Annotated in this window: 27 protein-coding genes and 1 pseudogene; 15 read left to right on the forward strand and 13 right to left on the reverse strand. The window is 63.4% G+C overall.

What is annotated here, in order from left to right; translation table 11 throughout:
- Nucleotides 1–7: 7 nt before the first annotated feature.
- On the reverse strand, nucleotides 8–739 hold the full coding sequence (locus tag K4A76_RS12885) for an SDR family NAD(P)-dependent oxidoreductase (protein ID WP_274410404.1): 732 nt from the start codon (nucleotides 737–739) through the stop codon (nucleotides 8–10).
- Nucleotides 740–828: 89 nt separating this feature from the next.
- On the opposite strand from K4A76_RS12885, the gene K4A76_RS12890 reads away from it, so the two are divergent.
- Complete coding sequence (locus K4A76_RS12890) at nucleotides 829–1,389, forward strand: TetR/AcrR family transcriptional regulator (RefSeq protein WP_274410405.1); 561 nt, start codon at nucleotides 829–831, stop codon at nucleotides 1,387–1,389.
- On the opposite strand, the gene K4A76_RS12895 is transcribed toward K4A76_RS12890, so the two are convergent.
- On the reverse strand, nucleotides 1,390–2,424 hold the full coding sequence (locus tag K4A76_RS12895; RefSeq protein WP_144188453.1) for a bile acid:sodium symporter family protein: 1,035 nt from the start codon (nucleotides 2,422–2,424) through the stop codon (nucleotides 1,390–1,392).
- A gap of 119 nt (nucleotides 2,425–2,543) precedes the next feature.
- Between K4A76_RS12895 and ampC the strand changes: the two genes are divergently transcribed.
- Complete coding sequence (gene ampC / locus K4A76_RS12900) at nucleotides 2,544–3,686, forward strand: class C beta-lactamase (protein ID WP_274410406.1); 1,143 nt, start codon at nucleotides 2,544–2,546, stop codon at nucleotides 3,684–3,686.
- Nucleotides 3,687–3,986: 300 nt separating this feature from the next.
- Nucleotides 3,987–4,319, forward strand: a complete 333-nt coding sequence (locus K4A76_RS12905; RefSeq protein ID WP_029884829.1) for a hypothetical protein — start codon at nucleotides 3,987–3,989, stop codon at nucleotides 4,317–4,319.
- A gap of 45 nt (nucleotides 4,320–4,364) precedes the next feature.
- On the opposite strand, the gene K4A76_RS12910 is transcribed toward K4A76_RS12905, so the two are convergent.
- The 5 genes and pseudogenes from K4A76_RS12910 to K4A76_RS12930 form a co-directional block, all read right to left on the reverse strand.
- Entirely contained in the window at nucleotides 4,365–4,676 is a 312-nt protein-coding gene (locus K4A76_RS12910) for a hypothetical protein (protein WP_054904382.1), read from the reverse strand.
- 129 nt (nucleotides 4,677–4,805) lie between these two features.
- Nucleotides 4,806–4,994: a hypothetical protein gene (locus tag K4A76_RS12915; RefSeq protein WP_003253897.1), complete on the reverse strand. Its 189-nt coding sequence runs from the start codon at nucleotides 4,992–4,994 to the stop codon at nucleotides 4,806–4,808.
- A 138-nt stretch (nucleotides 4,995–5,132) separates the two neighbouring features.
- Nucleotides 5,133–5,452 (reverse strand): annotated as a pseudogene (locus K4A76_RS12920) (YbjQ family protein).
- 131 nt (nucleotides 5,453–5,583) lie between these two features.
- Nucleotides 5,584–6,468, reverse strand: coding sequence for an EamA family transporter (locus K4A76_RS12925; RefSeq protein WP_110675952.1), 885 nt, complete (start codon nucleotides 6,466–6,468; stop codon nucleotides 5,584–5,586).
- Nucleotides 6,469–6,720: 252 nt separating this feature from the next.
- Nucleotides 6,721–7,332: an FMN-dependent NADH-azoreductase gene (locus K4A76_RS12930; protein ID WP_009685442.1), complete on the reverse strand. Its 612-nt coding sequence runs from the start codon at nucleotides 7,330–7,332 to the stop codon at nucleotides 6,721–6,723.
- Nucleotides 7,333–7,465: 133 nt separating this feature from the next.
- Here K4A76_RS12930 and K4A76_RS12935 point away from each other — a divergent pair, with 133 nt between their 5' ends.
- Nucleotides 7,466–8,368, forward strand: a complete 903-nt coding sequence (locus K4A76_RS12935; RefSeq protein WP_009685443.1) for a LysR substrate-binding domain-containing protein — start codon at nucleotides 7,466–7,468, stop codon at nucleotides 8,366–8,368.
- Between the two features lie 8 nt (nucleotides 8,369–8,376).
- On the forward strand, nucleotides 8,377–8,721 hold the full coding sequence (locus K4A76_RS12940; protein WP_009685444.1) for an MmcQ/YjbR family DNA-binding protein: 345 nt from the start codon (nucleotides 8,377–8,379) through the stop codon (nucleotides 8,719–8,721).
- 30 nt (nucleotides 8,722–8,751) lie between these two features.
- Here K4A76_RS12940 and K4A76_RS12945 read toward each other — a convergent pair whose 3' ends face one another.
- Entirely contained in the window at nucleotides 8,752–9,165 is a 414-nt protein-coding gene (locus K4A76_RS12945; RefSeq protein ID WP_274410407.1) for a DUF1294 domain-containing protein, read from the reverse strand.
- Nucleotides 9,158–9,988 carry an undecaprenyl-diphosphate phosphatase gene (locus K4A76_RS12950; RefSeq protein WP_054913654.1) on the reverse strand — a complete coding sequence of 277 codons (831 nt, stop codon included), beginning with the start codon at nucleotides 9,986–9,988 and terminating at the stop codon, nucleotides 9,158–9,160. The genes K4A76_RS12945 and K4A76_RS12950 overlap by 8 nt, the downstream gene beginning before the upstream one ends.
- A 298-nt stretch (nucleotides 9,989–10,286) precedes the next feature.
- Between K4A76_RS12950 and mcpP the strand changes: the two genes are divergently transcribed.
- The 10 genes from mcpP to K4A76_RS13000 all read left to right on the forward strand — a co-directional run bounded on the left by mcpP (nucleotide 10,287) and on the right by K4A76_RS13000 (nucleotide 21,163).
- Nucleotides 10,287–11,921, forward strand: a complete 1,635-nt coding sequence (gene mcpP, locus K4A76_RS12955; protein ID WP_054912282.1) for a methyl-accepting chemotaxis protein McpP — start codon at nucleotides 10,287–10,289, stop codon at nucleotides 11,919–11,921.
- 86 nt (nucleotides 11,922–12,007) lie between these two features.
- Nucleotides 12,008–12,574: a nicotinamide riboside transporter PnuC gene (pnuC, locus tag K4A76_RS12960; protein WP_274410408.1), complete on the forward strand. Its 567-nt coding sequence runs from the start codon at nucleotides 12,008–12,010 to the stop codon at nucleotides 12,572–12,574.
- Nucleotides 12,571–13,140 carry an AAA family ATPase gene (locus K4A76_RS12965; RefSeq protein ID WP_274410409.1) on the forward strand — a complete coding sequence of 190 codons (570 nt, stop codon included), beginning with the start codon at nucleotides 12,571–12,573 and terminating at the stop codon, nucleotides 13,138–13,140. Before pnuC ends, K4A76_RS12965 begins: the two co-directional genes overlap by 4 nt.
- Nucleotides 13,141–13,478: 338 nt before the next feature.
- The gene (locus tag K4A76_RS12970) at nucleotides 13,479–13,880 is read left to right on the forward strand and encodes a hypothetical protein (protein WP_104148483.1); all 402 of its coding nucleotides are present in this window, start codon (nucleotides 13,479–13,481) and stop codon (nucleotides 13,878–13,880) included.
- Nucleotide 13,881: 1 nt separating this feature from the next.
- On the forward strand, nucleotides 13,882–14,460 hold the full coding sequence (locus tag K4A76_RS12975; protein ID WP_110675939.1) for an adhesin: 579 nt from the start codon (nucleotides 13,882–13,884) through the stop codon (nucleotides 14,458–14,460).
- 50 nt (nucleotides 14,461–14,510) lie between these two features.
- Nucleotides 14,511–15,959 (forward strand): heme utilization protein, encoded by a 1,449-nt coding sequence (locus tag K4A76_RS12980; RefSeq protein ID WP_274410410.1) that lies wholly within the window; start codon nucleotides 14,511–14,513, stop codon nucleotides 15,957–15,959.
- Nucleotides 15,960–16,019: 60 nt separating this feature from the next.
- Nucleotides 16,020–16,700: a C39 family peptidase gene (locus tag K4A76_RS12985; RefSeq protein WP_009685453.1), complete on the forward strand. Its 681-nt coding sequence runs from the start codon at nucleotides 16,020–16,022 to the stop codon at nucleotides 16,698–16,700.
- Between the two features lie 45 nt (nucleotides 16,701–16,745).
- Complete coding sequence (locus K4A76_RS12990; protein ID WP_274410411.1) at nucleotides 16,746–17,498, forward strand: hypothetical protein; 753 nt, start codon at nucleotides 16,746–16,748, stop codon at nucleotides 17,496–17,498.
- 46 nt (nucleotides 17,499–17,544) lie between these two features.
- Nucleotides 17,545–18,825 (forward strand): hypothetical protein, encoded by a 1,281-nt coding sequence (locus K4A76_RS12995; RefSeq protein ID WP_054912286.1) that lies wholly within the window; start codon nucleotides 17,545–17,547, stop codon nucleotides 18,823–18,825.
- A 136-nt stretch (nucleotides 18,826–18,961) separates the two neighbouring features.
- Nucleotides 18,962–21,163: an LTA synthase family protein gene (locus tag K4A76_RS13000; protein ID WP_274410412.1), complete on the forward strand. Its 2,202-nt coding sequence runs from the start codon at nucleotides 18,962–18,964 to the stop codon at nucleotides 21,161–21,163.
- A 54-nt stretch (nucleotides 21,164–21,217) separates the two neighbouring features.
- Here K4A76_RS13000 and ureG read toward each other — a convergent pair whose 3' ends face one another.
- The 4 genes from ureG to ureE are packed head-to-tail and all read right to left on the reverse strand — an operon-like array spanning nucleotide 21,218 to nucleotide 23,588.
- On the reverse strand, nucleotides 21,218–21,841 hold the full coding sequence (gene ureG / locus K4A76_RS13005; protein WP_009685457.1) for an urease accessory protein UreG: 624 nt from the start codon (nucleotides 21,839–21,841) through the stop codon (nucleotides 21,218–21,220).
- An 11-nt stretch (nucleotides 21,842–21,852) separates the two neighbouring features.
- Nucleotides 21,853–22,527, reverse strand: coding sequence for an urease accessory protein UreF (locus K4A76_RS13010; RefSeq protein ID WP_009685458.1), 675 nt, complete (start codon nucleotides 22,525–22,527; stop codon nucleotides 21,853–21,855).
- On the reverse strand, nucleotides 22,527–23,072 hold the full coding sequence (locus tag K4A76_RS13015; protein ID WP_009685459.1) for a HupE/UreJ family protein: 546 nt from the start codon (nucleotides 23,070–23,072) through the stop codon (nucleotides 22,527–22,529). Before K4A76_RS13015 ends, K4A76_RS13010 begins: the two co-directional genes overlap by 1 nt.
- Nucleotides 23,073–23,090: 18 nt before the next feature.
- Nucleotides 23,091–23,588, reverse strand: coding sequence for an urease accessory protein UreE (ureE, locus tag K4A76_RS13020; protein WP_274410413.1), 498 nt, complete (start codon nucleotides 23,586–23,588; stop codon nucleotides 23,091–23,093).
- Between the last annotated feature and the right edge of the window lie 6 nt (nucleotides 23,589–23,594).

Genomic DNA, 23,594 nt, shown 5'->3' on the forward strand with positions numbered 1-23,594 from the left:
AAAGGGTTTACCAGCCTTCCATCCAGGGCCGCAGGTCCAGCTCGAAGGTCCAGGCGTCGCGGGGCTGGGCGTGCAGGAACCAATAGCTGTCGGCGATGTGTGCAGGGTTGAGGATGCCACCCTCATCCTTGAGGGCGTAGCGCTCGGGGAAGCTGTCGCGAATGAAGGCAGTGTCGATGGCCCCGTCCACCACCACATGGCCGACATGAATATTGCGCGGCCCCAACTCGCGGGCCATGCTCTGGGCCAATGCGCGCAAGCCATGCTTGGCGCCGGCGAAGGCGGCAAAACCGGCCGCGCCACGGGTTGCGGCGGTGGCGCCAGTGAACAGCAGCGTGCCGCGCTCGCGCCGGACCATGCGCCGGGCCACCGCCTGGGCAGTCAGAAAGCCGGCGAAGCAAGCCATTTCCCAGATCTTGAAATACTTGCGTGGGGTTTCGTCCAGAATGCTGCATGGCACATTGGCGCCAATGTTGAACACAAAGGCTTCGATCGGGCCGATATCGCGCTCGATGGTTTCGACCAGTTCCGCCACGTCGTCTTCCTTGCGCGCATCGGAGCCGAACCCGTAGGCCTGGCCACCGGCAGCGCGTATTTCTTCCAGCAACGGCTGCAGCTTGTCAGCCTGGCGCCGGGTGACACAGGCGATATAGCCCTCGCGGGCGAAACGCTTGGCAATCTCGCCGCCGGTGGCATCCCCCGCACCAATCACCAGCACGACTTTTTGTTGTTCTGACATGCCTGCACCTATTGGTAAATGATCGTTTAGTAAACGAACGCTATGCTACGATGCCGGCTTTCGTCAAGCCGTCTTGCAGAGGCACGCCCATGCGCTACTCAAACGAACACAAGCAGCAAACCCGTGAACGCTTGCTCGCCAGCAGCGGTGCGCTGGCCAAGCGCGGGGGCTTTGCCAGCACGGGCGTTGCCGGCTTGATGAAAGCCATTGGCCTGACCGGGGGGGCGTTCTACAACCACTTTCCGTCCAAGGATGACCTGTTCACCGAGGTGGTCCGGCAGGAACTCTGCAACAGCCCACTCGCCCGGCTGGCCAGCCAAGGGGCCAGCCGCGAGCGGCTGGCCCGCTGCCTGCAGCAATACCTTAGCCTGGCGCACCTGCACAACGCCGAGCAGGGTTGCCCGTTGCCGCCGCTAGGGGTGGAGATAGCCCGCGCTGACGCCCCTGTGCGGGAAGTGGCCGAGCACTGGTTACTGCAGCTGCACCAGGCCTGGAGCGCCACCCTGGAGGATGAGCAGTTGGCCTGGGTATTGATCAGTCAGTGCGTGGGCGCGCTGCTGGTTGGCCGAATGCTGGTCAGCGAAAGCGTGCAACGTCAGGTGCTTGGCGCCAGCCGCGCGTTTGTCGAACGCGCGCTGGAGGGCGACTGATCACGGGTTGGCTGGGGGTTGGCGGGGGCCCGCCGCAGCACGTTCAGCGCCTGCCAGAGCCTCTGGCAAACCTTGCTCACGGCTGGCATAACGCTGCGCCAGCACCGCGCACACCATCAACTGGATCTGGTGGAACAGCATCAGCGGCAGGATCATCGCGCCAATGCCACTGCCCACGAACAGCACCTGCGCCATGGGTACACCGGTGGCCAGGCTTTTCTTCGAGCCGGCGAACAGGATGGTGATACGGTCCTCGAGGTCGAAGCCCAGCGCCTTGCCCAACAAGCGGGTAGCGAACAACACCACCGCCAGCAGAATGCCGCATACCGCGAACAACCCGGCCAGGTGCTGCGACGAAACCGTGTGCCACAGGCCGGTCACCACTGCCTCGCTGAAGGCGGTATACACCACCAGCAGAATCGACCCCTGATCGACCACCTTGAGCCAGCGGGCATTGCGCTTGACCCAGGCGCCAATCCAGCGCCGCGCGATCTGCCCGGCCACGAATGGCACCAGCAGTTGCAAGGTGATCTTGAGGACCGCATCCAGGCCGGAGCCAGTATCGCCACTGGCGCCCAGCAACATCACCACCAGCAATGGGGTGAGGAAGATACCCAGCAGGCTGGACGCCGCCGCACTGCAGATGGCCGCCGGCACGTTGCCGCGGGCCAGCGAAGTGAAGGCAATGGCCGACTGCACGGTTGCGGGCAAGGCGCACAGGTACAGCACACCCAGGTACAGCTCAGTGCCTACAAGTGGCACGAACAGCGGCTTGAACGCCAACCCCAGCAGCGGGAACAGCACGAACGTGCAGGAGAACACCAGCAGGTGCAGGCGCCAATGCCCGGCGCCTGCGATGATCGCCTCACGCGACAGCTTGGCACCGTGCAGGAAGAACAGCAGGCCGATGGCAAGGTTGGTCAGCCAGCCGAAGTACACCGCGCCGTCGCCCGAACAAGGCAATACGGTGGCAATGCAGACCACCCCGAGCAAGGCCAGGGTGAAATTGTCGAACAGCATGCGCAAATACTTCATCACGGCTCCCGTCTTGTCATTGTGCAAGGGCAGACGATAATGTTTCCGGCTTTTCAGCGCTAACGCCGGAACCCCCTGGGGTATCGCTCAACGGACACCATGCACACAAGGAACCGCCCATGCCGCGCTTGCGCAAGGCTTTGATTGCCACCACCATCACGCTTGCCTTGGGCCATACCACCGCCCAGGCTCACGACCCGTTGCAGGCCAAGGTCGACCAGGTCGTCCGCCCGCTGATGCAGGAGCAAGGCATCAGCGGCATGGCGGTGGCCATTTATGCCCACGGCCATGCGCACTATTTCAGTTACGGCGTGGCCAGCAAGGCCGACAACGTGCCGGTAAGCCGCGACACGCTGTTCGAAATCGGCTCGTTGAGCAAGACCTATACCGCCACCTTGGCCGCGCTGGCCAGCGCGCAGGGCAAGCTGGACCTGTCGGCGCCGGCCAAGCGTTACCACCCGGCGTTGGCAGGCGCCCCTATTGGCGAGGCGTCCGTTCGCGACCTCGGTGCCTACAGCGCGGACTGCCTGCCGCTGCAGTTCCCGGATGACGTCCAGACGCCGCAGCAGGTCGTCGATTTCTTCCGGCACTGGCAACCACGCGCCAAACCCGGCACCCAGCGCTGCTACTCCAACCCTAGCCTGGGCCTGTTCGGCGACCTGGCCGCCCGCGCACAACAGCAATCGTTTTCGACACTGATGAGCGAAGGGCTGTTGGCACCGATGGGCCTGCGCGCCACCTATCTGCAGGTGCCCGCCAGCGCCCAGGGCCTGTACGCACAAGGTTACGATGCCGCCGACAAGCCGGTACGCGTCGGCCCCGGCCCCTATGCCGACGAAGCCTACGGGATCAAGACCAGCGCCCGCGACCTGCTGCGCTACGTGCGCCTGCACCTGCAACCTCAGGGCCTGCCACCGGCGCTGCAGCAAGCCTTGAGCATTACCCGCCAAGGCTACTTTCAGGTCGGCGCCATGACCCAGGGCCTGGGTTGGGAGCGCTACCCCTACCCGGTCGCACTGGACACGCTGGTCGATGGCAACAGCCCGAGGCTGATCCGTGAACCACAGCCAGTCACGCGCTTGCAGCCAGCCCAGCCGGCGCTGCCTGCGGCCTGGTACAACAAGACCGGCTCCACCAATGGCTTTGGTGCCTACGCTGCGTTCGTGCCCACCGAACAGCTGGCGGTGGTGTTGCTGGCCAACCGCAATTACCCCAATGAGGCCCGGGTCCGTGCCGCCTTTGCGATCCTTTCCGGCCTGTAGAAAGGCCGCGGATTGTCGAACAAATCGACACTATGTAGTGAAAAAAAATATTCACTACAAAATGGTTGACGCCGTTCATCGCCCTTGTGCATGATGAAGCCGTCCCCCTGATCGGGGGCGGTGGCAAGGGTATTCCAGACGGTCTGCGCGGTAACGCGGGCCGTTCGTGGAGCGGGAAACTGTCCAAAAGGCAGCGTGAGAAAGCCCCTGTTGCGATGCTGCTGTAGCAGCGTTGGTAGTGCGCTACACCGTGGTAGCGCCAACTGTGAAAATCACCTACGAATGGGTAATGGGGGCTTTATGATGAACTTGAACAACAATCCGACCATCGACCAATTGGCCCAGCTGTTCGCCGGCCGCAAAGACAGCCTCGACGACCACCTGCTGTGGGTCAGCCAAACCGGTGAAGTGCGCCTCGATCGCCTGCCACCGAATACCGTCGAAGCTGAATTTGAAGAGCACCTGCCCAGCATGCGTGCCCGCTTCAAGGTCTACCGTCGTGGCCAAGGCTACGTTGGCAAGAAGGCCGCCGCCGACACCGAGTTCGTTGGCCGTGTGCTGCAGACCCTGCAACAGGAGTGGCCCGCTGCCCGTGAGCAGCAGGCAGTCAAGGTGATCGAACCGCTCAATTGAGTTTGCCACCGTTAGCAAAGCCCGGCCTGAACAGGCCGGGCTTTTTCACGCCTGGCGCCGCTGGCGGCGGGCGGGCGGCAACGGCAGTGCCCCTGTCGCCATGGCCCTGGCGCGGTCGACACCCCAAACCATGGCACGGGTCATGGTCTCGCCCGGCCGCGCGGGGTAGTACTCCTCCACCAGCGCCCGCCCATCCCCGGCATACAACCCCAGGAACAATTGCGTTGCGCCCAGGCGCGACAAGCGCACCTGAACGTCCAGTGTGGTGCCATCGCTGAGCGCTTCGTCGTGGCTGCGGCTGTGTAGTTGGGCGTCCGCCCAGTGCCAATAAGTCTCTTCCCTGACGCGCATGAGCATCCAGTCCTCCGTTGCTCGAATGTGGCGTCAGCAAAGCACAGGCTTGGCGATCCGGCGAGTGTTACCCAATCATTTCATGAGGCGGGTCAACGAATGGCCATAAAAAGTCCGCCGTCGGACAGCGCGGGGTTACTTCTTCAGCGGCACCCGTGGCATGAAGCGGCCCTTTTTGCTGCGCTGCAGATGGGCAGGCTGAAGCTGCTCGGAATCATCCAGGGTCATGTGGGCGAACCCAAGCCGGAATGCCGCCTGGCCGCAACGCACCTGGCTGTTGATCGGAAACGCATCGTTAAGGTCTTCGAAAAAAGATTCGCTCATGCCCTCTCTCCCTTCAGCGGCAACGCGCCGGCAACCAGAAAAGTTGCCAAGTGACGCGGCCTGTAAAAGTGAGACTAGCCGGTCATTTACAGACCATTCGGGCAAAACCCAGGCAGCCGACCAGTGGCAAACCGGCCTTCAGCGCAGGCGCACTGCGGTGCCGGTGACAAACACGACGACCATGCCGCCTTGTACCGAAGGCATGCTGATCTCGTAATCCACACCGACCACCGCGTCGGCTCGCAACTGCTGGGCGCGCGCCTTCAGCTCTTCGGTGGCCTGCTCGCGGCCTCGCGCAGTGCGCTTTCCAGGGTCTGAGAGCGACCACCCAGCACGTCGCGAACACGGGTAAAGAAATCGCGGACGAAATTGATGCCCTGGACCGATTCGGCGCTGACCACGCCGAGGTATTCGGCAATCGGGCGGCCTTCAAGTTGACTGGTAGTGGAAATGATCATGCAAACGCTCCGTTGGCCTGGTCTCGAACAATGAGGCCGAGTCTAACAGAGCCGCACCTGAGCAAACGGCAATGGGACCTTACCACCCGGTCAACGCTTCAGCCGTCACCACGCCCCCCACTACCCTCCTGTCAGGCGCTGGCCGCACGCAAGCGCTGGCCGATCCGCGCGCCGAATACGTTCACCAGCAGCCCGGCCATCACCAACACGGCGCCCCAGCCCTGAACTGCGGTCAGCCGTTCGCCCAGCAGCAATGCCGACGAACTCAAGCCGATCACCGGCACCAGTAGCGAAAAAGGCGCGACCTTACCGGCCGGGTGGCGCGACAACAGCTTGCTCCACAGGCTGTAGCCGATCATGGTGGCGACAAAAGCCAGGTACGCCAGCGCCAGCACCGAGCTGAGGCTGATGTTGGCAAGCGCATGGCCAATACGCTCTGGGCCTTCCAGCCACCAGGACAACGCCAGGAACGGCAACGGCGGGATCAACCCACCCCAGATCACCAGCGCCACCAGGTCAACCGAGCCAAAGCGCCGGGTAATGATGTTGCCCAGCCCCCACATGGCCCCGCCACACAATGTCAGCAGCAGCGCCACCATCGGCACGTGGCCACCGTCTTCGCTGCCGATCAGGGCCAGGCCACTGGCCGCCACCAGTAGCCCCAGCACACTGGCCAGGCGCAGCCGTTCACCGAGGAATAGCGCGGCGAAGCCGAGCGTGAAGAATGCCTGCGATTGCAGAATCAGCGAAGCCAGCCCTGGTGGCATGCCGCTGTACATGGCCTGGAAGAGAAAGGCGAACTGGCCCAGAGAAATGGTTGCGCCGTAGGCGATGAGCCAGCGCCAGGGCAATTTGGGGCGCCTGACCAGCAACACCGCGGGAAACGCCACCAGCAAAAAGCGCAGTGCCCCCAACAGCATCGGCGGCAAGCCGTCGAGGCCAACCTTGATGACTACAAAGTTGACTCCCCAGGCAACAATCACCACCAGGGCGATGAGCAGGTCCTTGAGCGGCACGGCAGCTTCCTTCTTCAGGCGTTCTAGACATATTTCGTTACAGCATAAGGCTATAACTCTGAAGAGGACCAGCACAGTTGTGGCCTAGGGTGGCGCAACAGTCCGACTGTTGCGTCAACCTGTAACGTTGATGCATAACGCAGAAAACCCGCGAACACTGCGTATTCGCGGGTTTCCAGTGCCCTTGAGCAGGGCTCGATCAGCAGCGCGGACTTTCCGGCACCTCAGCCTTGCAAACCTTATCGCTGTGCATCAAGCCGCTGCAAACAGCTCATTGGCGATCTGCGCCTGTGCCGCGTCAAGCGCCTGTGTACGCTGCTCCGGGCCGTAGGCCAAGCCGTGAGCGCGCACGATTTCCAGGTCGGTGACACCAATGAAGCCCAGGAACACCTTGAGGAAGTCTTCATGCCCAGCACCCGTTGGCTGGCCAGCGTGCAGGCCACCCGCGGTGGAAACCAGCACTACCTTCTTGTTACCGCAAAGCCCCTCAGGGCCCGCCTCGGTGTAGCGGAAGGTCTTGCCGGCCACCGCAACGCGGTCGATCCAGGCCTTGAGCTGGGTCGGCACGCTGAAGTTGTACATCGGTGCGCCTATCACCACGGCATCGGCGGCCAGGAATTCCTCCAGGGTCTCGGCACTGAGCTTGGCCTCGAATGCCTGGGCGGCGTCGCGTACGTCTTCCGGGGTGCCAGCGGCTACCAGCGTGGCAGCAGAGAAGTGTGCAATGGCATCGGCAGCCAGGTCGCGGTACACGACTTCAACGCTCGGGTCTGCGGCTTTCCAGGCTTCGACCACCTCGCGGCTCAACTGGCGGGATGCGGAATTGTCACCCAGGATGCTCGAATCGATGTGCAACAGTTTCATGGGACTCTCCTGTGAATGAAGACCGCATCTCTTGGCGATCACGATGGGCAGAATCCTACCGGAGAGATTAATGACTGATAAGCCGCAGAAAATGCGTTAGTTTGTCTCATGAGTGGAACAATGAGACCTGTTCATGCAAGACCTCAATGACCTTTTCTATTTCGCCCGCGTAGTGGAAGCCGGCGGTTTTGCTGCAGCGGGGCGCCAGCTGGGCATTCCCAAGTCACGCTTGTCCCGGCGCATCGCCGAGCTCGAAGAGCGCCTGGGCACCCGCCTGCTGCAGCGCACCACCCGGCAGTTGAAACTCACCGCAGTGGGCGAGCGCTACCTGCATCACTGCCAGGCCATGCTGCTGGAGGCAGAAGCCGCCGATGAGACGGTGGCCAGCATGAGCAGCGAACCACGCGGGCGCTTGCGTGTGTCCTGCCCCGTGGCGCTGGCCCACGCGTTTCTGCCGCAGGTGATCAGCCGCTTTCTCGAGCAGTACCCGCTGGTGCAGTTGGACATGGTACTGCTCAACCGCCGGGTGGACCTGATTTCCGAAGGTATCGACGTTGCCCTGCGCGTGCGCGACCTGGGCGATGAAGACCCGGCCTTGGTCACCCGCCGCCTGCGCCAGGCGCAAATGCAGCTGGTTGCCGCCCCAGGCTTCGCCGACCACATTCGCGACCCTGCCGAACTGGCGACGTTGCCGGTACTGGGCGCCGCCGAGGCAGACCGGCTGGTGCACTTTCGCCTGCTGGGCCCCAACGGCAAGCAACAGGACCTGGCCCTGGAGCCGCGCCTGGCGATCGACGATTTCGTAGTACGTAATGCCGCTGTACGGGCTGGCCTGGGCTTTACTGCATTACCCAGCATGTTTTGCGAGGCGGAGCTGGAACGCGGCGAGCTGGTACGCCTGCTGCCTGAGTGGTCGCTGCCAGGTGGCTACCTGCAGGCGGTGTACCCGCACCGGCGCGGCCTGTTGCCGGCTGTACGGGTGTGGATCGACCATCTGGCGGCATCATTCGAGGCGTGTGGGGAGCGATACGTATGAACGCGAACATGAGCGAAGCCGAAGTAGCGGCATTCTGCCTGGAGCTGCCGGGTGCCCAGGAAGACTACAAGTGGGGCGGTATCCGGGTGTTCTCGGTGGCCGGCAACAAGATGTTCGCGGTACTCGACCTGGCCGGCGCAGGGCTGTCGTTCAAGGTGGCCGACGATTTGTTTCTCGGCTATTGCGACCGCCCTGGAGTGCGACCTGCGCCTTACCTGGCACGGGCACGCTGGATCAGCATGGCGCCGCCCTACCCCATGGGCCGGGACGAATTGCGTGACTTGCTGCAGCGTTCGCACCAGCTGGTGGTGCGACGGTTACCGAAGCGGTTACAGGTGGGTTTGCTGCTGTAATACCGCCTGCCCCCGCTTCGGTGCCGCACTTCACCCTAAAGGCAGAAAGCGCCCATCGAAAAACAGCCAGTCGGCCCAGAACACCTGGTGCAACAGCACAATCGCCCAGAACAGCAGCTGGTACGAAAGCTTGCGCGTCTTATGCCGGAACAGCTGCTGCGCCAGCAACGCACCCGGCCAGCCACCCAATAGCTCGCTGGCATGCAGCACTTTCTCGGGCGTGCGCCAGCCCTGCTGACGTGCCTGGTGTTTGTCCTGCCAGTACAGCATGACGCTGACCAGGCTCATCGCCGGGTACAGCGCCAATGGCCACCAGGCCTGGTCGAGCCAGGCCATGCGAGCCGCGCCCAGCCCTGGCAGCACGCACAGCACGGCCAGCACCAGCAGTTTCAGGCGCAGGTTGCGTACCCCGTCCAGCGGCGCGGCACGCCGCAGCTCAGCCATGAACCGAGGTCCAGTTGACCCAGCCGAACTGCCAGGTCGCCAGGATGAACAGGCCGAACACGATGCGATACCAGGCAAACGCGGCATAGCTGTGGTTGGCAATGAACTTGAGCAGCGCACGCACTGCGATCATGGCGAAAATGAACGACGTGACGAAACCGATGGCGAAGACCGGCAAGTCATCCGGCTGGAACAGGTGGCGGTACTTGTAGCCCGAATACACGGCCGCGCCGACCATGGTCGGCATGGCGAGAAAGAACGAGAACTCGGTGGCCGCTTTGCGCGACAGACCGAACAGCAGCCCGCCGATGATGGTCGAGCCCGAACGCGAGGTACCCGGGATCATCGCCAGGCACTGCACGAAGCCTATTTTCAGCGCATGGCTCCAACGCATATCGTCGACATGGTCAACCTCTACCCGATGCGTGCGCCGCTCGGCCCACAACATGATCACCCCACCCACCACCAGCGCTGCCGCCACGGTGACCGGGTTGAACAGGTACTCGTGGATCAGGTCGGCGAACAGTACGCCCAGTACGACCGCAGGCAGGAATGCCAACAACAGGTTACCGGTAAAGCGCCGTGCCTTGGGTTGGCTGCGCAAGCCGAAAACCACTTCGCAGATCCTGCTGCGAAACTCCCACATCACAGCCAGGATCGCTGCCAGCTGGATGATGATGTTGAAAGCCATGGCCCGTTCACCGCCAAAACCGATCACGTCGGCGACGATGATCTGGTGGCCGGTGCTGGAAATCGGCAGGAACTCCGTCAGCCCCTCTACTACGCCCAAGATGATTGCCTGGAAGGCAGTCCAAAAATCCATCATTCCCCCGGTGGAGCGCTGCTCGCAGCAGGCTCCTTGTTCTTGATCTATTGACGATTGCCGCACGCGGACCGGCTTTTTACAGCGACTGTTGGGACCAGCGCCAGTGGAAAAGTTCACGGCGGCTAAAGGTTTCATCTTGCGCGGCCGAAATCCTGTCAGAGCACCTTTGCAAATCCGTTACGCAACCTTCTGCAGACTGTGACAAAGATAGCACTTAGCCATTAGTCGAGTGGGGCATGGCTGCAAACCGTGCTTGGATGCAGCTGAATAAAAAGAACAATGGGGGAGCGGCTGGATGAACACTTTGAGATCAATGTCGATCAGCCAACGCCTGTGGCTGATCCTGGTGGTGGCGGTGGCCATGCTGGTGGTGCTGGGGCTGCTGATGCTGCGCCAGATCCACGGCGACCTGTACCAGGCCAAGGCCGAAAAGACCCGCCATGTGGTACAAACCGCTGCTGGGGTACTGGCCTATTACCAAGGGCTGGAGGCAGCCGGCACGCTCAGCCGTGAAGCCGCCCAGCAGCAAGCGCTGCAAGTTGTCCGGGGGCTGCGCTACGACCACGACGATTATTTCTGGATCAACGACCTGGGGCCGAAGATGATCATGCATCCGACCAACCCAAAGCTCGACGGCCAGGACCTGTCAGCCATCCGCGACCCCGACGGCTTTGCCGTGTTCAATGAGATGGTCGCCCTGGCGCGCCAGCACGACGCGGGCCCGGTCAACTACCGCTGGCCCAAGCCCGGGGCGAGCGAGCCGGTGGCCAAGACCTCCTACATACAGCTGTTCAAGCCATGGGGCTGGATCATCGGGTCGGGCGTGTACGTCGATGACGTGCAGGCCGAATTTGCCCGCCAGTTGCGCGATGCCTCGCTGGTTGGCCTGGGCATTGCCCTGCTGATGGCGCTGGTGGTGATGCTGATCGCCCGCAGCATTGCCCGCCCCCTTCAGGAAGCGGTGCAGGCCATGGGCAACATCGCCAGTGGTGAAAGTGACCTGACCCGGCGCCTGGACACCCATGGTCGCGACGAAATCACCCGCCTTGGTGAACACTTCAACCGCTTCAATGGCAAGCTGCAGGGCGTGGTCGGCCAATTGCAAGGGGCCGCCCATGCGCTGGCCCAGTCGGCCGGGCACGTGGGTGACAATGCCGGGGCCGCCGAGCAGCGCAGTGCCCAGCAGTCGTTGCAGATGGACCAGGTGGCTACCGCCGTGAACGAAGTGACCTACGCCGTGCAGGACGTGGCCAAGACGGCCGAACAGGCTGCCGGGGAAATGCACAGCGCCCAACTGCAGGTCACGCAGGGCCAGCAAGCCATCCACGGCAGCCTGGCGCAGATCGACCGGCTGTCCCTGACCATCGACCAGGCTGTGCAAGTGATCCGCGACCTGGCCGGGCACAGCACGCGCATCGGCGGCGTGCTCGACGTGATCCGTTCCATTGCCGAGCAAACCAACCTGCTGGCGCTGAACGCCGCCATCGAGGCGGCCCGGGCCGGGGAGCAAGGCCGCGGCTTTGCCGTGGTCGCTGACGAGGTGCGCCTGCTGGCACAGCGCACCGCGCAGTCCACGGCCGAGATCCATACCATGATCGAGCACCTGCAAAGCCAGTCGGACGCCGCTGTACGGGCAATCGACACCAGCAGCGAGGCCTCGCGCCAGACCGTCGAACAGGCCCGCGAGGCCGGCGCCAGCCTGGACGCCATCAATCAGGCGCTGAACAACCTCACCGCCTTGAATGCGTCCATTGCCAGTGCCACCCTGCAGCAGGCGCATGTGGTCGAAGAGATCAACCGCAACGTACTGGACACTGCCGGGCTGTCCCAGCAAACCGCCGATGCGGCGCGCCAGTCCAGCGATGCTGGGGTGGCCTTGGGCCAGTTGAGCGAAGAACTGGAGCAGTTACTGCGCCAGTTCCGCGTGTAGTACGGGCTGCCGGCGGGCGCGGCTACACCTTCGCCCGCCGAACAGCTACAATCGCGCCCCTTCCCCGCAGCCTCCAAGGATCGCCGATGTCCGGCCTTGAACTCATCGCCGCCGTCCTCGGCGTCATCGCTGTCTGGCTCACGGTCAAGCAGAACGCCTGGTGCTGGCCGATCGGCCTGGTCATGGTGCTGATCTATGGCTGGCTGTTCTATGAGGTGAAGCTGTATTCGGGCATGTTGCTGCAACTGGCCTACGCCCTCCTGCAACTGTACGGCTGGTGGCAATGGCAACGCCCCGACCGCGCGGAAGACGCCCGCCAGGTCTCGCGCTTGCAAGGCCCGGCGCTATTTGCCGGCCTGACCGTCGGGGTGCTGCTGAGTGCCGCCTTGGGCGCGGCCATGGCCCACTGGACCGACGCCGCCATGCCGTGGCTGGACGCGACCCTGACCGGCTTCAGCCTGGTGGCACAACTGTGGATGGCGCAAAAGCGCCTGCAATGCTGGGCCCTCTGGGTTGTGGTCGACACCCTGTATGTCGGCCTGTACCTGCACCAGCAGCTGTATTTCACAGCAGGCTTGTTCGCCGTTTTGACCCTCATAGCCGTACGCGGCTGGCTGGAATGGCGGCGAGACCCGGCATTGGTGCAGCCATGAGCACGGTGCAGGCGACGAAAGTACTGGTGCTGTGCGGCCCTGAGTCCAGCGGCAAAAGCTGGCTCAGCGGGGTGATCCAGGCGCATTTTGGCGGTTTGGTGGTGGCCGAATACGTGCGTCACTTCATCGAGCAGGAGCGCCGCGATACCTGCTACGCCGATATCCCCAGCATTGCCCGTGGCCAGCTGGCATGGGAAGACCAGGCCCGCGAGCAGGCGCCCCCCTTGCTGATCCTCGACACCCACCTGCTCAGCAACATGCTCTGGAGCCAAACGCTGTTCGGCGACTGCCCGGCCTGGCTGGAACAGGCCCTGCTCGCCCGGCATTACGACCTGCATCTTTTGCTAAGCCCACAAGGCGTGGAATGGGTCGCCGACGGCCAGCGCAGCCAGCCGGACGTGCGCGACCGGCAACGCTTTTTCGAAGACAGCCGGGCCTGGTTGCAGCAGCATGGCCAGCCTCACCAGATAATTGAAGGGAGTTGGCCACAGCGCCAGTTGTTGGCCCTGGAAGCGGTGGCTAGGCTCCTTGATAGCGATAAGCCAGCCTGCCCTGCCGAGTGTTAAGCCACTGACACAGCCCCCTGCGGTACAACCCCCGAAACCAGGCGGCTGCTCCCACTAGCAGGGTGAGTGTCAAGCGGGTGAAACACCGCTGCGAAATCTGCCTTCAGGCGACGCCACAGCAGGCCCGCCCGGCCATGCCGGTGTGCAACTGTTTCACGGCTGACACACCACACCCCACCTGCGTCTTAGCTGTCATCGCCAAGCGCCTGATTTTCATACCAATTCAAAAAGCGGCACACCTTCTGCTCTGTCCTTCGCATCGCTGATCAGGCCCAGCGCTCAAAGAAGGAAGTGCCGTCGTGAGGAAAACAGCCAACCACCTTTATCACGCCTTGCTGATGGGCTGCGTACTGGGGTCACTGAGCCTGACGGCGCAGGCCGACAAGGGGATCATCACCATCACCCGCGACGTGCAGGTGCGCAACGCAACCGTTCCCCCCCTGCGGCCCGATCCCAATCCGACCACGGTCAACGCCAACCCCTCTGCCTATGTGCTCAAGCAGACCAACGAGCTGAGCGACGGCGACTTCGCCGCCATCAGCAGCGGCGCTGGCATCAGCAACATGATCACCCAGCAGACCAACAACCTGGGCGGCAACCTCGGCAACCAGAACCAGTTGCCCAACCTGGCCGGCGGCCGCGGTACCGGTGGTTCCGGTAACGGTATCGCCAACATGGTCAACTCCAGCGTGCAACGTGGCCTGGCGCCGCTGCAAATCCTGACCGGCGGGGGCAAGTGAGATGAAGTACATGCTGCTGATGCTGGCTGCGGTGTGCAGTGCGCCCGCCTTCGCCCAGTCCCCCGTTCCGGTCATCAACAACGCTGACATCGACAGTTCCGGCAGCCGCTACCAGGGCAACCTCAGCGTCAACCAGGCCGCCGGGGACCAGCAGCAGCAGGCCAATGCCCGCGCCATCGCCGTTGGCCCCGAGGCCAACGCCAGTACCCAGATCCGCCAACAGCTCAATACCCCCGCCGACCCGAGAATGGACGCCCGCGCGACCATTCAGGGCAACGCTTTCAGTAACGGCAGCGGCGCCTTGGGGGTGAACCAGAGTGCAGGCGCCAACACCCAGCAAGCCAATGCCATGCGCATCAGCATTGGCGCACAACCGCAAAGCATCGACGACAGCGTCCTCATGCAACAGAACGTGACGCTGCTCAACAACTCCGGAGCAACGGATATCCCAGCCGGCTATCGCCAGGTCACCACCAGTGACCAGGCCTTCACCGGTAGCCGTGGGGTGATCCAGTTGAACCAGAGTGCCGGGGTGGGAAACCGCATGGCCAACACCTTGAGCATCCGGGTCGCGGACTGACCCTTTCAGTTAAGAACGACACTTAACCTACTAGAGTACGGAGAATCACCATGAAACCCTCGATGGCAATCAAGCCTCTGGTTTTCGCAATTGCTGCGGTCATGGCTGTTGCTGTACAAGCTGGGCAAAACGACCGGCGCGGTGACTACCATAATGGCAACAACAATGGCCAGCACACGCCTCCTGCCACCAAGATCCCGGTGTATGCAACCGCCAATGCCTGGGACACTCAAACCAGTACCAACAACCGCATCACCAACCAAGGCACCATCAACGAAGCCGAGATGAGCGACTCGGGCACCGGCTCCAGCGGCAACGTCGGCATCAACGTCGCGGCCGGTAACGGCAACCAGCAGGACAACGCTGCAGCCATCGCCAACGCCGGCTCCGAATCGAGCCTGGACAACAGCTTCGTGTTCGGCATGGCCAACGCCACGGCCGACGTGGTGCAAACCAGCCGCAGCAACCGGGTAGACAACTACTCGACGCAATCGTCGGCGCTGATGAGCGGCTCGGCCAGCGGGGCTGAAGGCAACATCGGCATCAACGTGGCCGGTGGCGACCTCAACCAGCAGAAAAACACCATGGCCATCGCCAACACCGGCGCCCCATTGGGCAACGCCACGGCGACCGCCTCCGCCAACCAGTCCGGCCCAGGTCTGACGGTGAACAACAGCGCCGACCGCACCTACCGGGTAGACACGCTGACCTTCACCACTTCGGCCAGCGGGTCGAGCTCGCGTGACGGCACCTTCAACTCGACCGATGACCGCAGCGCGTCGTCGAGCTTCAGCGTGGCGGGCTCGCAAAGCGCCAGCAACAGCGGCTCCAGCGGCTGGAACTCCAGTGGTTCGAGCAGCGCCAATGCCAGTGGCTCCAACAGTGCCAGCGCCAGCGGTTCCAACAGCTGGGGCATGAACGGTTCGGCCAGCGGTTCCAACAGCTCGTCCAGCAGTGCCAGCCTGAACGCCAGCCTGGCTGCAGCAGCCGACGCGACCCGCACGGTCACCACCGACGACGGCCGCCGCGAACGCTCGCGCACCAGCAGCTTCGATGGTTCGCTGAACGCCTCGCTGAACGCCTCGATCGACAAGTCGCACGAAAGCGCTTATGACTCGTCCTTCGAGAAGGCATTCGACTCGAACTACGACAAGTCGCACCAGTCCTCCTACGACAAGTCGCGTGATTCTTCGTACACCAAGTCTCATGACTCCTCGTACGAAAATGCTTCCGCCTCTGACTTCTCCAAGTCTGGCGAGCAATCGCATCAGTCCTCCAACGACGTCGCCAAGAGCTACAGCGAAAGCAGTGCTTACGACTTGAGCAATACCGTGTCCTTCCAAGTGCTGACCCCGACCGGCTGGGCCAACCCTGTTACCAACACTGCAACCCTTAGCGGTTCGGTCAACGGTGGCAGCGGCAACCTGGGCGTGAACGTGGCCGCCGGTGTAGGCAACCAGCAGAGCAACTCGCTGGCCATCTCCAACACCTCGTTCTAACGCTGCAATCAAGGCCCCCTTCGGGGGCCTTTCTTCAACAGAACAAGAAGGCATCCGATCATGCGCATTATCGCCTTGGCGTTTTTGCTGTGCCTGGCCAGCGTGAGCGAAGCTGCACAAATGCCGCTGGCGGTATTGCCGGGCGGCGCCGTGGTGTTCAAACCCCTGCAAAGCGTGCGCGAGCGCAAGTTCGCCGACCTGGTGCAACAGAAAACCGACTTCAGCTGCGGTGCTGCTGCCTTGGCGACCATCCTGCGCCAGGCCTACTGGCTGGATGTGGACGAACACCAGATCATCGAAGGCATGCTGGCCCACGCCGACCAGGACCTGGTGCGCACCCAGGGCTTTTCGATGCTCGACATGAAGCGCTACGTGGAAAGCCTGGGCATGCGTGCCCGCGGCTACCGTGTAGCGCCCGATACCCTGCACAGCGTGCGCATTCCGGTGGTGGTGTTGATGGATGTGCGTGGCTACAAGCACTTCGTGGTCATGCAGAAAGTCGACAAGGGCTGGGTGTATGTCGGTGACCCGGTGCTGGGCCACAGGCGCTACAAGGTAGACGACTTCCTCAAGGGCTGGAACGGCATCATCTTCGCCGTGATCGGCCAGGGTTATGACAAGAACAATGTCTTGCTCGACCCGCCTCTGCCGCTGACCGCCAAGGGTCGAGTGAACAACTTCACCCCGGTGCAGGACGCAGAGCTGCTGGACTTTGGCTTCATCAAAAGCGACTTCTTCTAACGATACGTCCAATGATAAGGAGCATGACGCTCCCGGGAGCCCGCCATGAACAACCCCTTCCTGCTGGCATTGGCCTGCCTGGCTGCCAGCCTGCCGGTTCATGCAGAAACGTTCAAACCCATCGAACTGAAGGACCAGGAACTGGCAACTTTGCGTGGTCGCTACGTGATGCCCGGGCGCATCGTGAGCTTCGGCATCGTCATGAGCAGCACCTGGCAAAATGCCAAAGGCGACGTGATTGGCGCCAGCAGCAGCCTGCAGGTGCAAGCGTCGACAATCAAGCCACAATTTTACGTGTCGACGATCAATGAAAAAGGCACCGGCAGCGCGGCTGGGGCGGCCGCTGCGCCCGGGACCGGCAGCGTGACCGGCGGTGCCGGGCTGGCCACCAGCGAGGGCGTCACCCAGGTAGTGCGCGCCGCCGGTGATAACAACGGCGCATACAACAACGTCGACATCAACGTCATCAAGGCAAACCAGGCACCGGTGGTGCAACAGCAGGGCCAGGCGCTGGCCGCAGGCCAGACCGTGAACGCAGAAAACGGCGCCGGTTCGCTGAGTGTCTCGGCCAGCGGCGTGGGCATGCAGCTGAACATCAACGCTAGCAACAACCAGGGCAGCAGCATGCAACGCCTGGCCCAGGGCGGCCTGATGCAGAACACCACGCTGCTGGGCAACGGCAACCTGGTCAGCAATGTCACCTCCCTCAATGTGGTCATGCGCGAGAGCGTGCCGACAGCGGCTTCGCTCAATGGCAGCCTCGATCAGCTCAAAGGCCTTCGCACTTTCGGATACTGATCTACGCTCAGTCTCATCAAAAGTAGTTGGAAGGGACGGCAACTCCATGCACCGATCTTTTACGCTCAAGGCTTTTGTTTGTCTGACTACCCTGGCCCCGGCCACATTGCTGTATGCCGCTGCCGACCCGCAGGTCGAGGCACTGAAGCAGGAACTGACCGAACTCAAGCGCCGGTATGAGGCCCAGCAGCAAGCGTTGATGGTGCTGGAACAACGTGTGCGCCAGGTTGAAGAAGCCCCGGCGGCGGCCCCACCCAAACGCCTGGTCAAGTCGCCTGCCGAAGGCGTGAAGGGTGGCCAGACAGTAGCTTCCGGCGCCCCTGGCACCACCGGCAGTTCCTATGGCCAGGCCCTGACTGCCGACTCGGAGCCGGCGCAGAGCGTGTCCAACCTGTATGACGAGGCCAGCGGCTTCTTCGGTGGCGGCAAGTTCAGCTTCGAGACCGGCCTGACCTATACCCACTACGACACCCGTGCACTGACCCTCAACGGGTTCCTGGCGCTGGACTCGATTTTCCTGGGCAGCATCAACCTCGACCGCATCAAGGCCGACAACTGGACCTTGGACATGACCGCGCGCTACAACCTGGCGCAACGTTGGCAGTTCGACATCAACGTGCCGGTGGTGTACCGCGAATCCACCTACTCGTCCGGCGGTGCCGGCGGCTCGGGCGCGGCCACCTCCGATGCCACCGTCACGCGTGACCCGGAAATCGGCGATATCAACGTTGGCGTGGCCTACAAGTTCCTCGACGAAGACGAAACCTGGCCGGATGCCGTGGCCACCCTGCGGGTCAAGGCGCCGACCGGCAAGGACCCCTATGGCATCAAGCTGCGCGAGGTGGACGGCAACAACAACCTGGCGGTACCGGACAGCCTGCCGACGGGCAACGGCGTGTGGTCGATCACCCCAGGCATCTCGCTGGTCAAGACCTTTGACCCGGCCGTGCTGTTCGGCAGCCTGTCCTACACCTACAACATGCAGGACTCGTTCAGCGACATCAGCCCGCAGGTCAACAGCAAGGTGCCGGGCGACGTCAAGCTTGGCGACTCCTGGCAAATCGGCGGGGGCATCGCGTTCGCGCTCAACGAGAAGATGAGCATGTCGTTCTCGGTGTCGGACCAGTTTGCCCGCAAGAGCAAGATCAAACCGGATGGCGGTGACTGGCAGTCGATTTCCAACAGTGACTACAACGCCGCCAACTTCAACATCGGCCTGACCTTCGCCGCCAGCAACAACCTCACCATCGTGCCCAACTTGTCCATCGGACTGACCGACGACGCCCCGGACTTTTCCTTCAGCCTGAAATTCCCCTACTACTTCTGAACCTCGCCATCAGCCAGGCCCGCGACTACGGGCCCGGCTTTTGGTAACCACCCTTGTAGCGCCCGCCTTCCCGCCCGCTCGCCTGTTATCATTCAGCACAGTTTCATGACGATTCAATGGCAAAAGGGAAGTTTTTGTGAAGAACCTGTCCGACCACCCACAGGCCCGGTTTGCCGCTCTGGCAGGCCTGCTGTTGGTGATCCCACTGGGTGCGCGCGCCATGCTGGGTTGGTCCAACCCACTGGGCTACCTGTCAGACCTCGCCATTGGCAGCCTGCTGCTGTTACTGCTGCAGCGCCGCCCGTGGTGGCTGGCGCTGCCGGTGTTGCTGGCCTGGGCGGCCCTGTGGGTCGCCTCGGCCGAACTGGTCAGCGCGGTGGGCCGCTTGCCCACCAGCGCCGACCTGGCCTACCTGGCCGACCCGCAGTTCATGGAAAACTCCACCGGCGGCGGCCTGGCCCATGCCTGGCTGCCCTGGCTGATGGGTGGCGGCCTGCTGGCCTGGCTGGTGCTTGCCTGGCGCGGCCGTGCGCAGCGCGGCCTGGCGCTGCCGCGCAAGGCCTGGGCCATCCCGGTCGTGCTGTTCGGCGCCCACTGGGGCAGCCAGCAACTGGCCCCTTCCGATGCCGACCAATGGCGGCAATACAACCTGGGCCATCAATTGCTGTCTGCCGGGGTGGGCCAGGTACAGCGCCAGGCCGATGAGTGGCTGGGCACTTCCAAGCCCTTCACCCCCCTGCCCAGCACCGGCCTGACGCAATCCGACCTGCACGGGCAACGCCTGCTGGACGGCCCGGGCCGTGCGCGCAATTTGCTGGTGATCACCCTGGAAGGCATCCCCGGCGCTTACCTGCGGCCCAACCGTCAGGCGTTGAACAGCCCCTTCGACGAAGAGCTCATGCCCAAGCTCAGCAGGTGGGCCGAGCGCGGCATGAATACCCCGGACTACGTACTGCACACACACCAGACCATTCGTGGGCTGTACGCCATGCTGTGTGGCGACTACGACAAGCTGGCCAACGGCACCCCCAAGGGCGTTGAGCTGCTGACCCAGAACGAACGTAACCAGGCCTGCCTGCCGGCGCAGTTGCGCCAGGCCGGGTTCACCACCCATTACCTCCAAGGTGCGGGCCTGCGCTTCATGGCCAAGGACCGCATCATGCCGCATGTCGGTTTCGAGGCTGTGCATGGCCTGGAGTGGTTTGCCAACAAGAACTACCTGGACTTCCCCTGGGGCAAGGATGACCGCGCATTCTTCGAGGGCGCATTGAGCTACGTGGGCCATTTGCAGCAGCAGGACAAACCCTGGATGCTTACGTTGCTGACCGTCGGTACCCACCAGCCCTATTCCGCGCCGGCCGAGTACCTCGAACGGTTCGACACGCCGAAACAGGCGGCAGTGGCCTACCTGGACGACGCGGTTGCGGCGTTCCTCGACAGCCTCGAACGCCAGGGTGTACTCAAGGACACGCTGGTGGTGCTGACCTCCGACGAGTCGCATGGCATCGACGGTGTGCGCCTGGCGTCCTCCTGGGGCTTCAACCTGACCCTGGCCCCGGAGCAGGCCCAATTGCCACGCCTCAAGCAAGGGACTTATGGCCACATCGACCTTGCCGCTTCACTGCTCGACTACTTCTCGCTGCCGATCCCCATGGCCCTGGGCGGTCGCTCGCTGTACCGCGACTACGACACCGGCCGCGAAATGATCGCCTACACCAACGGCATGCTGCGCTACCACAACGGCCAAGGGGTGTTTACCGAGTGCGATTTTCAACAACGGTGCCGGCGTTACGCCAGTGAGGGCTTCATCGCCGGGCAGGCCCGCTACCTTGGCAGCGGCGATAACCTGCTCGGGCAGCAGATCGGTGCCCTGGCCGGCGTGCTCGACCAGTCGCTGCTGCAGACGCCGCTGAACCTGCGCTACCAGTTTGGCGGCCCTGCGCCGATCAGGCTGCGCAAGCGCATTCAGGATGATTGGGCCGACAACCTGATCGGTGCCCAGTACCTGGAAATGCCAGGGGGCTCGCGTACCCGGGTACGCATCAAGGTCCGCTCGCTGGACCCAAGGCACGTGGCCTATATCCAGCTCAAGGCCAAGCAACTGGAACAGGACGTACCGCTGGGCCTGCCTGCCGAGGTGCAAGTCACCACCGATCAGCCACTGGAGATGGACTTCCGCTTCGACAACCCGACCGATCGCAAGGCGTTTTCCTTCCACTTGCTGGGTTATGGCGGCGGCCAGGTGGAAGTCAGCGACTTCAGCGTGATAACCGCGCTGCCTGGCGATGAAGAGGCAGCCGAGGAACTGGGTGACGAGCCTATCGCCCATTCTGGCTGAACAGGCGACAGCTCTGCGGTGCGTGGCACCGCCTACGCGGGTGTGCGCGGCGGTTTAACCGCGCACACCCAGCATTCCGCGTTCGACAATGAAATCGATCACTGCCTGTAGCCCCTCGCCTTTCTTCAGGTTGCTGAAGGTCCATGGGCGCTGTGGGCGCATGCGCTGGGTATCGCGCTCCATCACCTCCAGCGAAGCCCCCACATACGGTGCCAGGTCGGTCTTGTTGATCACCAGGAAGTCGGACTTGGTGATGCCCGGGCCACCCTTGCGCGGAATCTTCTCGCCCTCGGCTACGTCGATCACGTAGATGGTCAGGTCGGCCAGCTCCGGGCTGAATGTGGCGCTGAGGTTGTCACCGCCGCTTTCCACGAAAATGACTTCGAGGTTGCCGAACTTGCGCGCCAGCGCCTCGACCGCCGCCAGGTTCATGGAGGCGTCTTCGCGAATCGCCGTGTGCGGGCAGCCGCCGGTTTCCACCCCGACGATGCGCTCCGGCTCCAGCGCGCCGGCTTCGGTGAGGATGCGCTGGTCTTCCTTGGTGTAGATGTCGTTGGTGACCACGGCAATCTGGTAGTGATCGCGCATGGCTTTGCACAGGGCTTCGAGCAGTGCGGTCTTGCCGGAGCCGACCGGGCCGCCGACACCGACGCGCAGGGGTTGTTGATAGCTATGCATGCAGGCAGTCCTCAGGAACGGAACAAACGGGTGTATTGGGTTTCGTGACGCGATGAGGCAATGGCCAGCAACGGCAGGCCACCCCCGAGCTGGTCGTCGCCCAGGGTCAGGGCCTGGTCGATGGCTGCGGGCAAATCGGTGGCCAGGTCACGGAGCAGGGTCTGGGCCGCCTGCTGGCCGAACGGCACCAACTTGACGCCGGCCATGACCGCGCCCTCCAGCCAGGCAAAGCCATGCCCCAGGGCCAGTTGGCGCAAGGGGATGGCCCAGTGCACAGCCAACCAGGCCATGCCGCCCAACTGGGTCAGCTCGAGGCTGGTACGCCACGCCGGCGCCTGGCCCAGTTGCCAGCCGTCGAGTAGCCGTGCCAGGGCCGCCCCGCGCTGCTGTTCTTCCAGGCGCAGCTCGGCGGTTTCACGGTTGGCCAGCAAAAAGCGGCTCCAATGAGCGAAGGCCTGCGCATCCTCGGCCTGGCAGGCCTGGTACAAGCGGGCGAGCACCGGCCAGTCCAGGCCGACCAGGGTGTCGTGCAACTGCTCACGCTGCCACGCAGTGAACCCGTGCACATCCCTTACCCAGCCCGCCTCCACGGCCCACTCCAGGCCCTGTGAATAGGTGAAGCCACCTACCGGCAGGCCTGGGCTGGCCAGTTGCAGCAGGCGCAGCAACGCCAGATCGCTGTTCATCAGCCGGCCAGTACCAGCGCGGCGCCGGCCAGCAGGCCACCGCCGAAAGCTTTTTGCAGGCCAGCATGGCGGCGCAGCAGGCAACCGACCGCAAAGCCGGCGGCCAGCAACAGCCCGCTGACCGTGACAAAGCCGGCGCTGAACTGCCAGAACGCGCTTGGCGTGGCCTCGACGCCATGCGCCCAGCCATGGAACAGCGCGAACACCGGCATCGCCAAGGCCAGCAGCTGTTGCCGGCCAGGCAGCAGCACGGCACCTGCGGCCACCAGCAGCGACACAGCGATCAGCGTTTCCATGCCCAGCACGTCCCCGAACAGATGACCACATACCGCCCCGCCGAACATCGCGGCCAGGGTCGCCAGTGGCAAGGTCAGGTTGCGCCGGGTCAGCGCCGCCAGTACGCCGGTGCCCAGCAGCATCAGCAGGTGGTCGAGCCCGGTCAGCGGGTGCAGAAGGCCGTCATGCAAGGGGTTGCTGTCATGCCCGGGGTGGGCGAAAGCCGGCACGGCCAACATCAGCAGAAACAGGGCGAAAGTCTTTTTCATCGGTTGCTCCAGGGCAGTTCAGGAATGGGCAGGCAAGCGCACGAACGGGTGATCGTGGCCGTGAGCGTGGCTGTGGCTGTGTGGCGCACTTTGGTAGGCACCCGCTTCGGGCTCGAACGGGGCCTGCTCGGCCTCGACAGTCAGGCCCAGGCCACGCAGCATCTCGTCCAGCACATGGTCGTGCTGGAAGCGCAACAGGCCGGGCTCGATCTGCAGCGGGACATGGCGGTTGCCCAGGTGGTAGGCCGCGCGCGCCAGCAGGTGCGGGTCATCACAGCGCACGGTGGACACCGCCTCGGGCGCTGCCAGCACGCGGATCAGCTGGATGCCCTCGGCATCGGCCAACAGCTCGCCGCCACGCAGCAGGTGGCCACGCTCCAGCATCAGGCCGGCTTCGCGACCATCGTCCAGCGTCACCCGCAGGCGGCTCTTGATGCGGCTGTCCACATCGAGGGTGACGGTACCCGTGACAGCACGTGCGCCGGGTTCGGTAATCCGCTGGGTCAAGACAATCATCGGTGC

It is taken from the genome of Pseudomonas sp. NEEL19 (genome assembly GCF_028751975.1).
Taxonomy (GTDB): Bacteria; Pseudomonadota; Gammaproteobacteria; order Pseudomonadales; family Pseudomonadaceae; genus Aquipseudomonas; species Aquipseudomonas juntendi.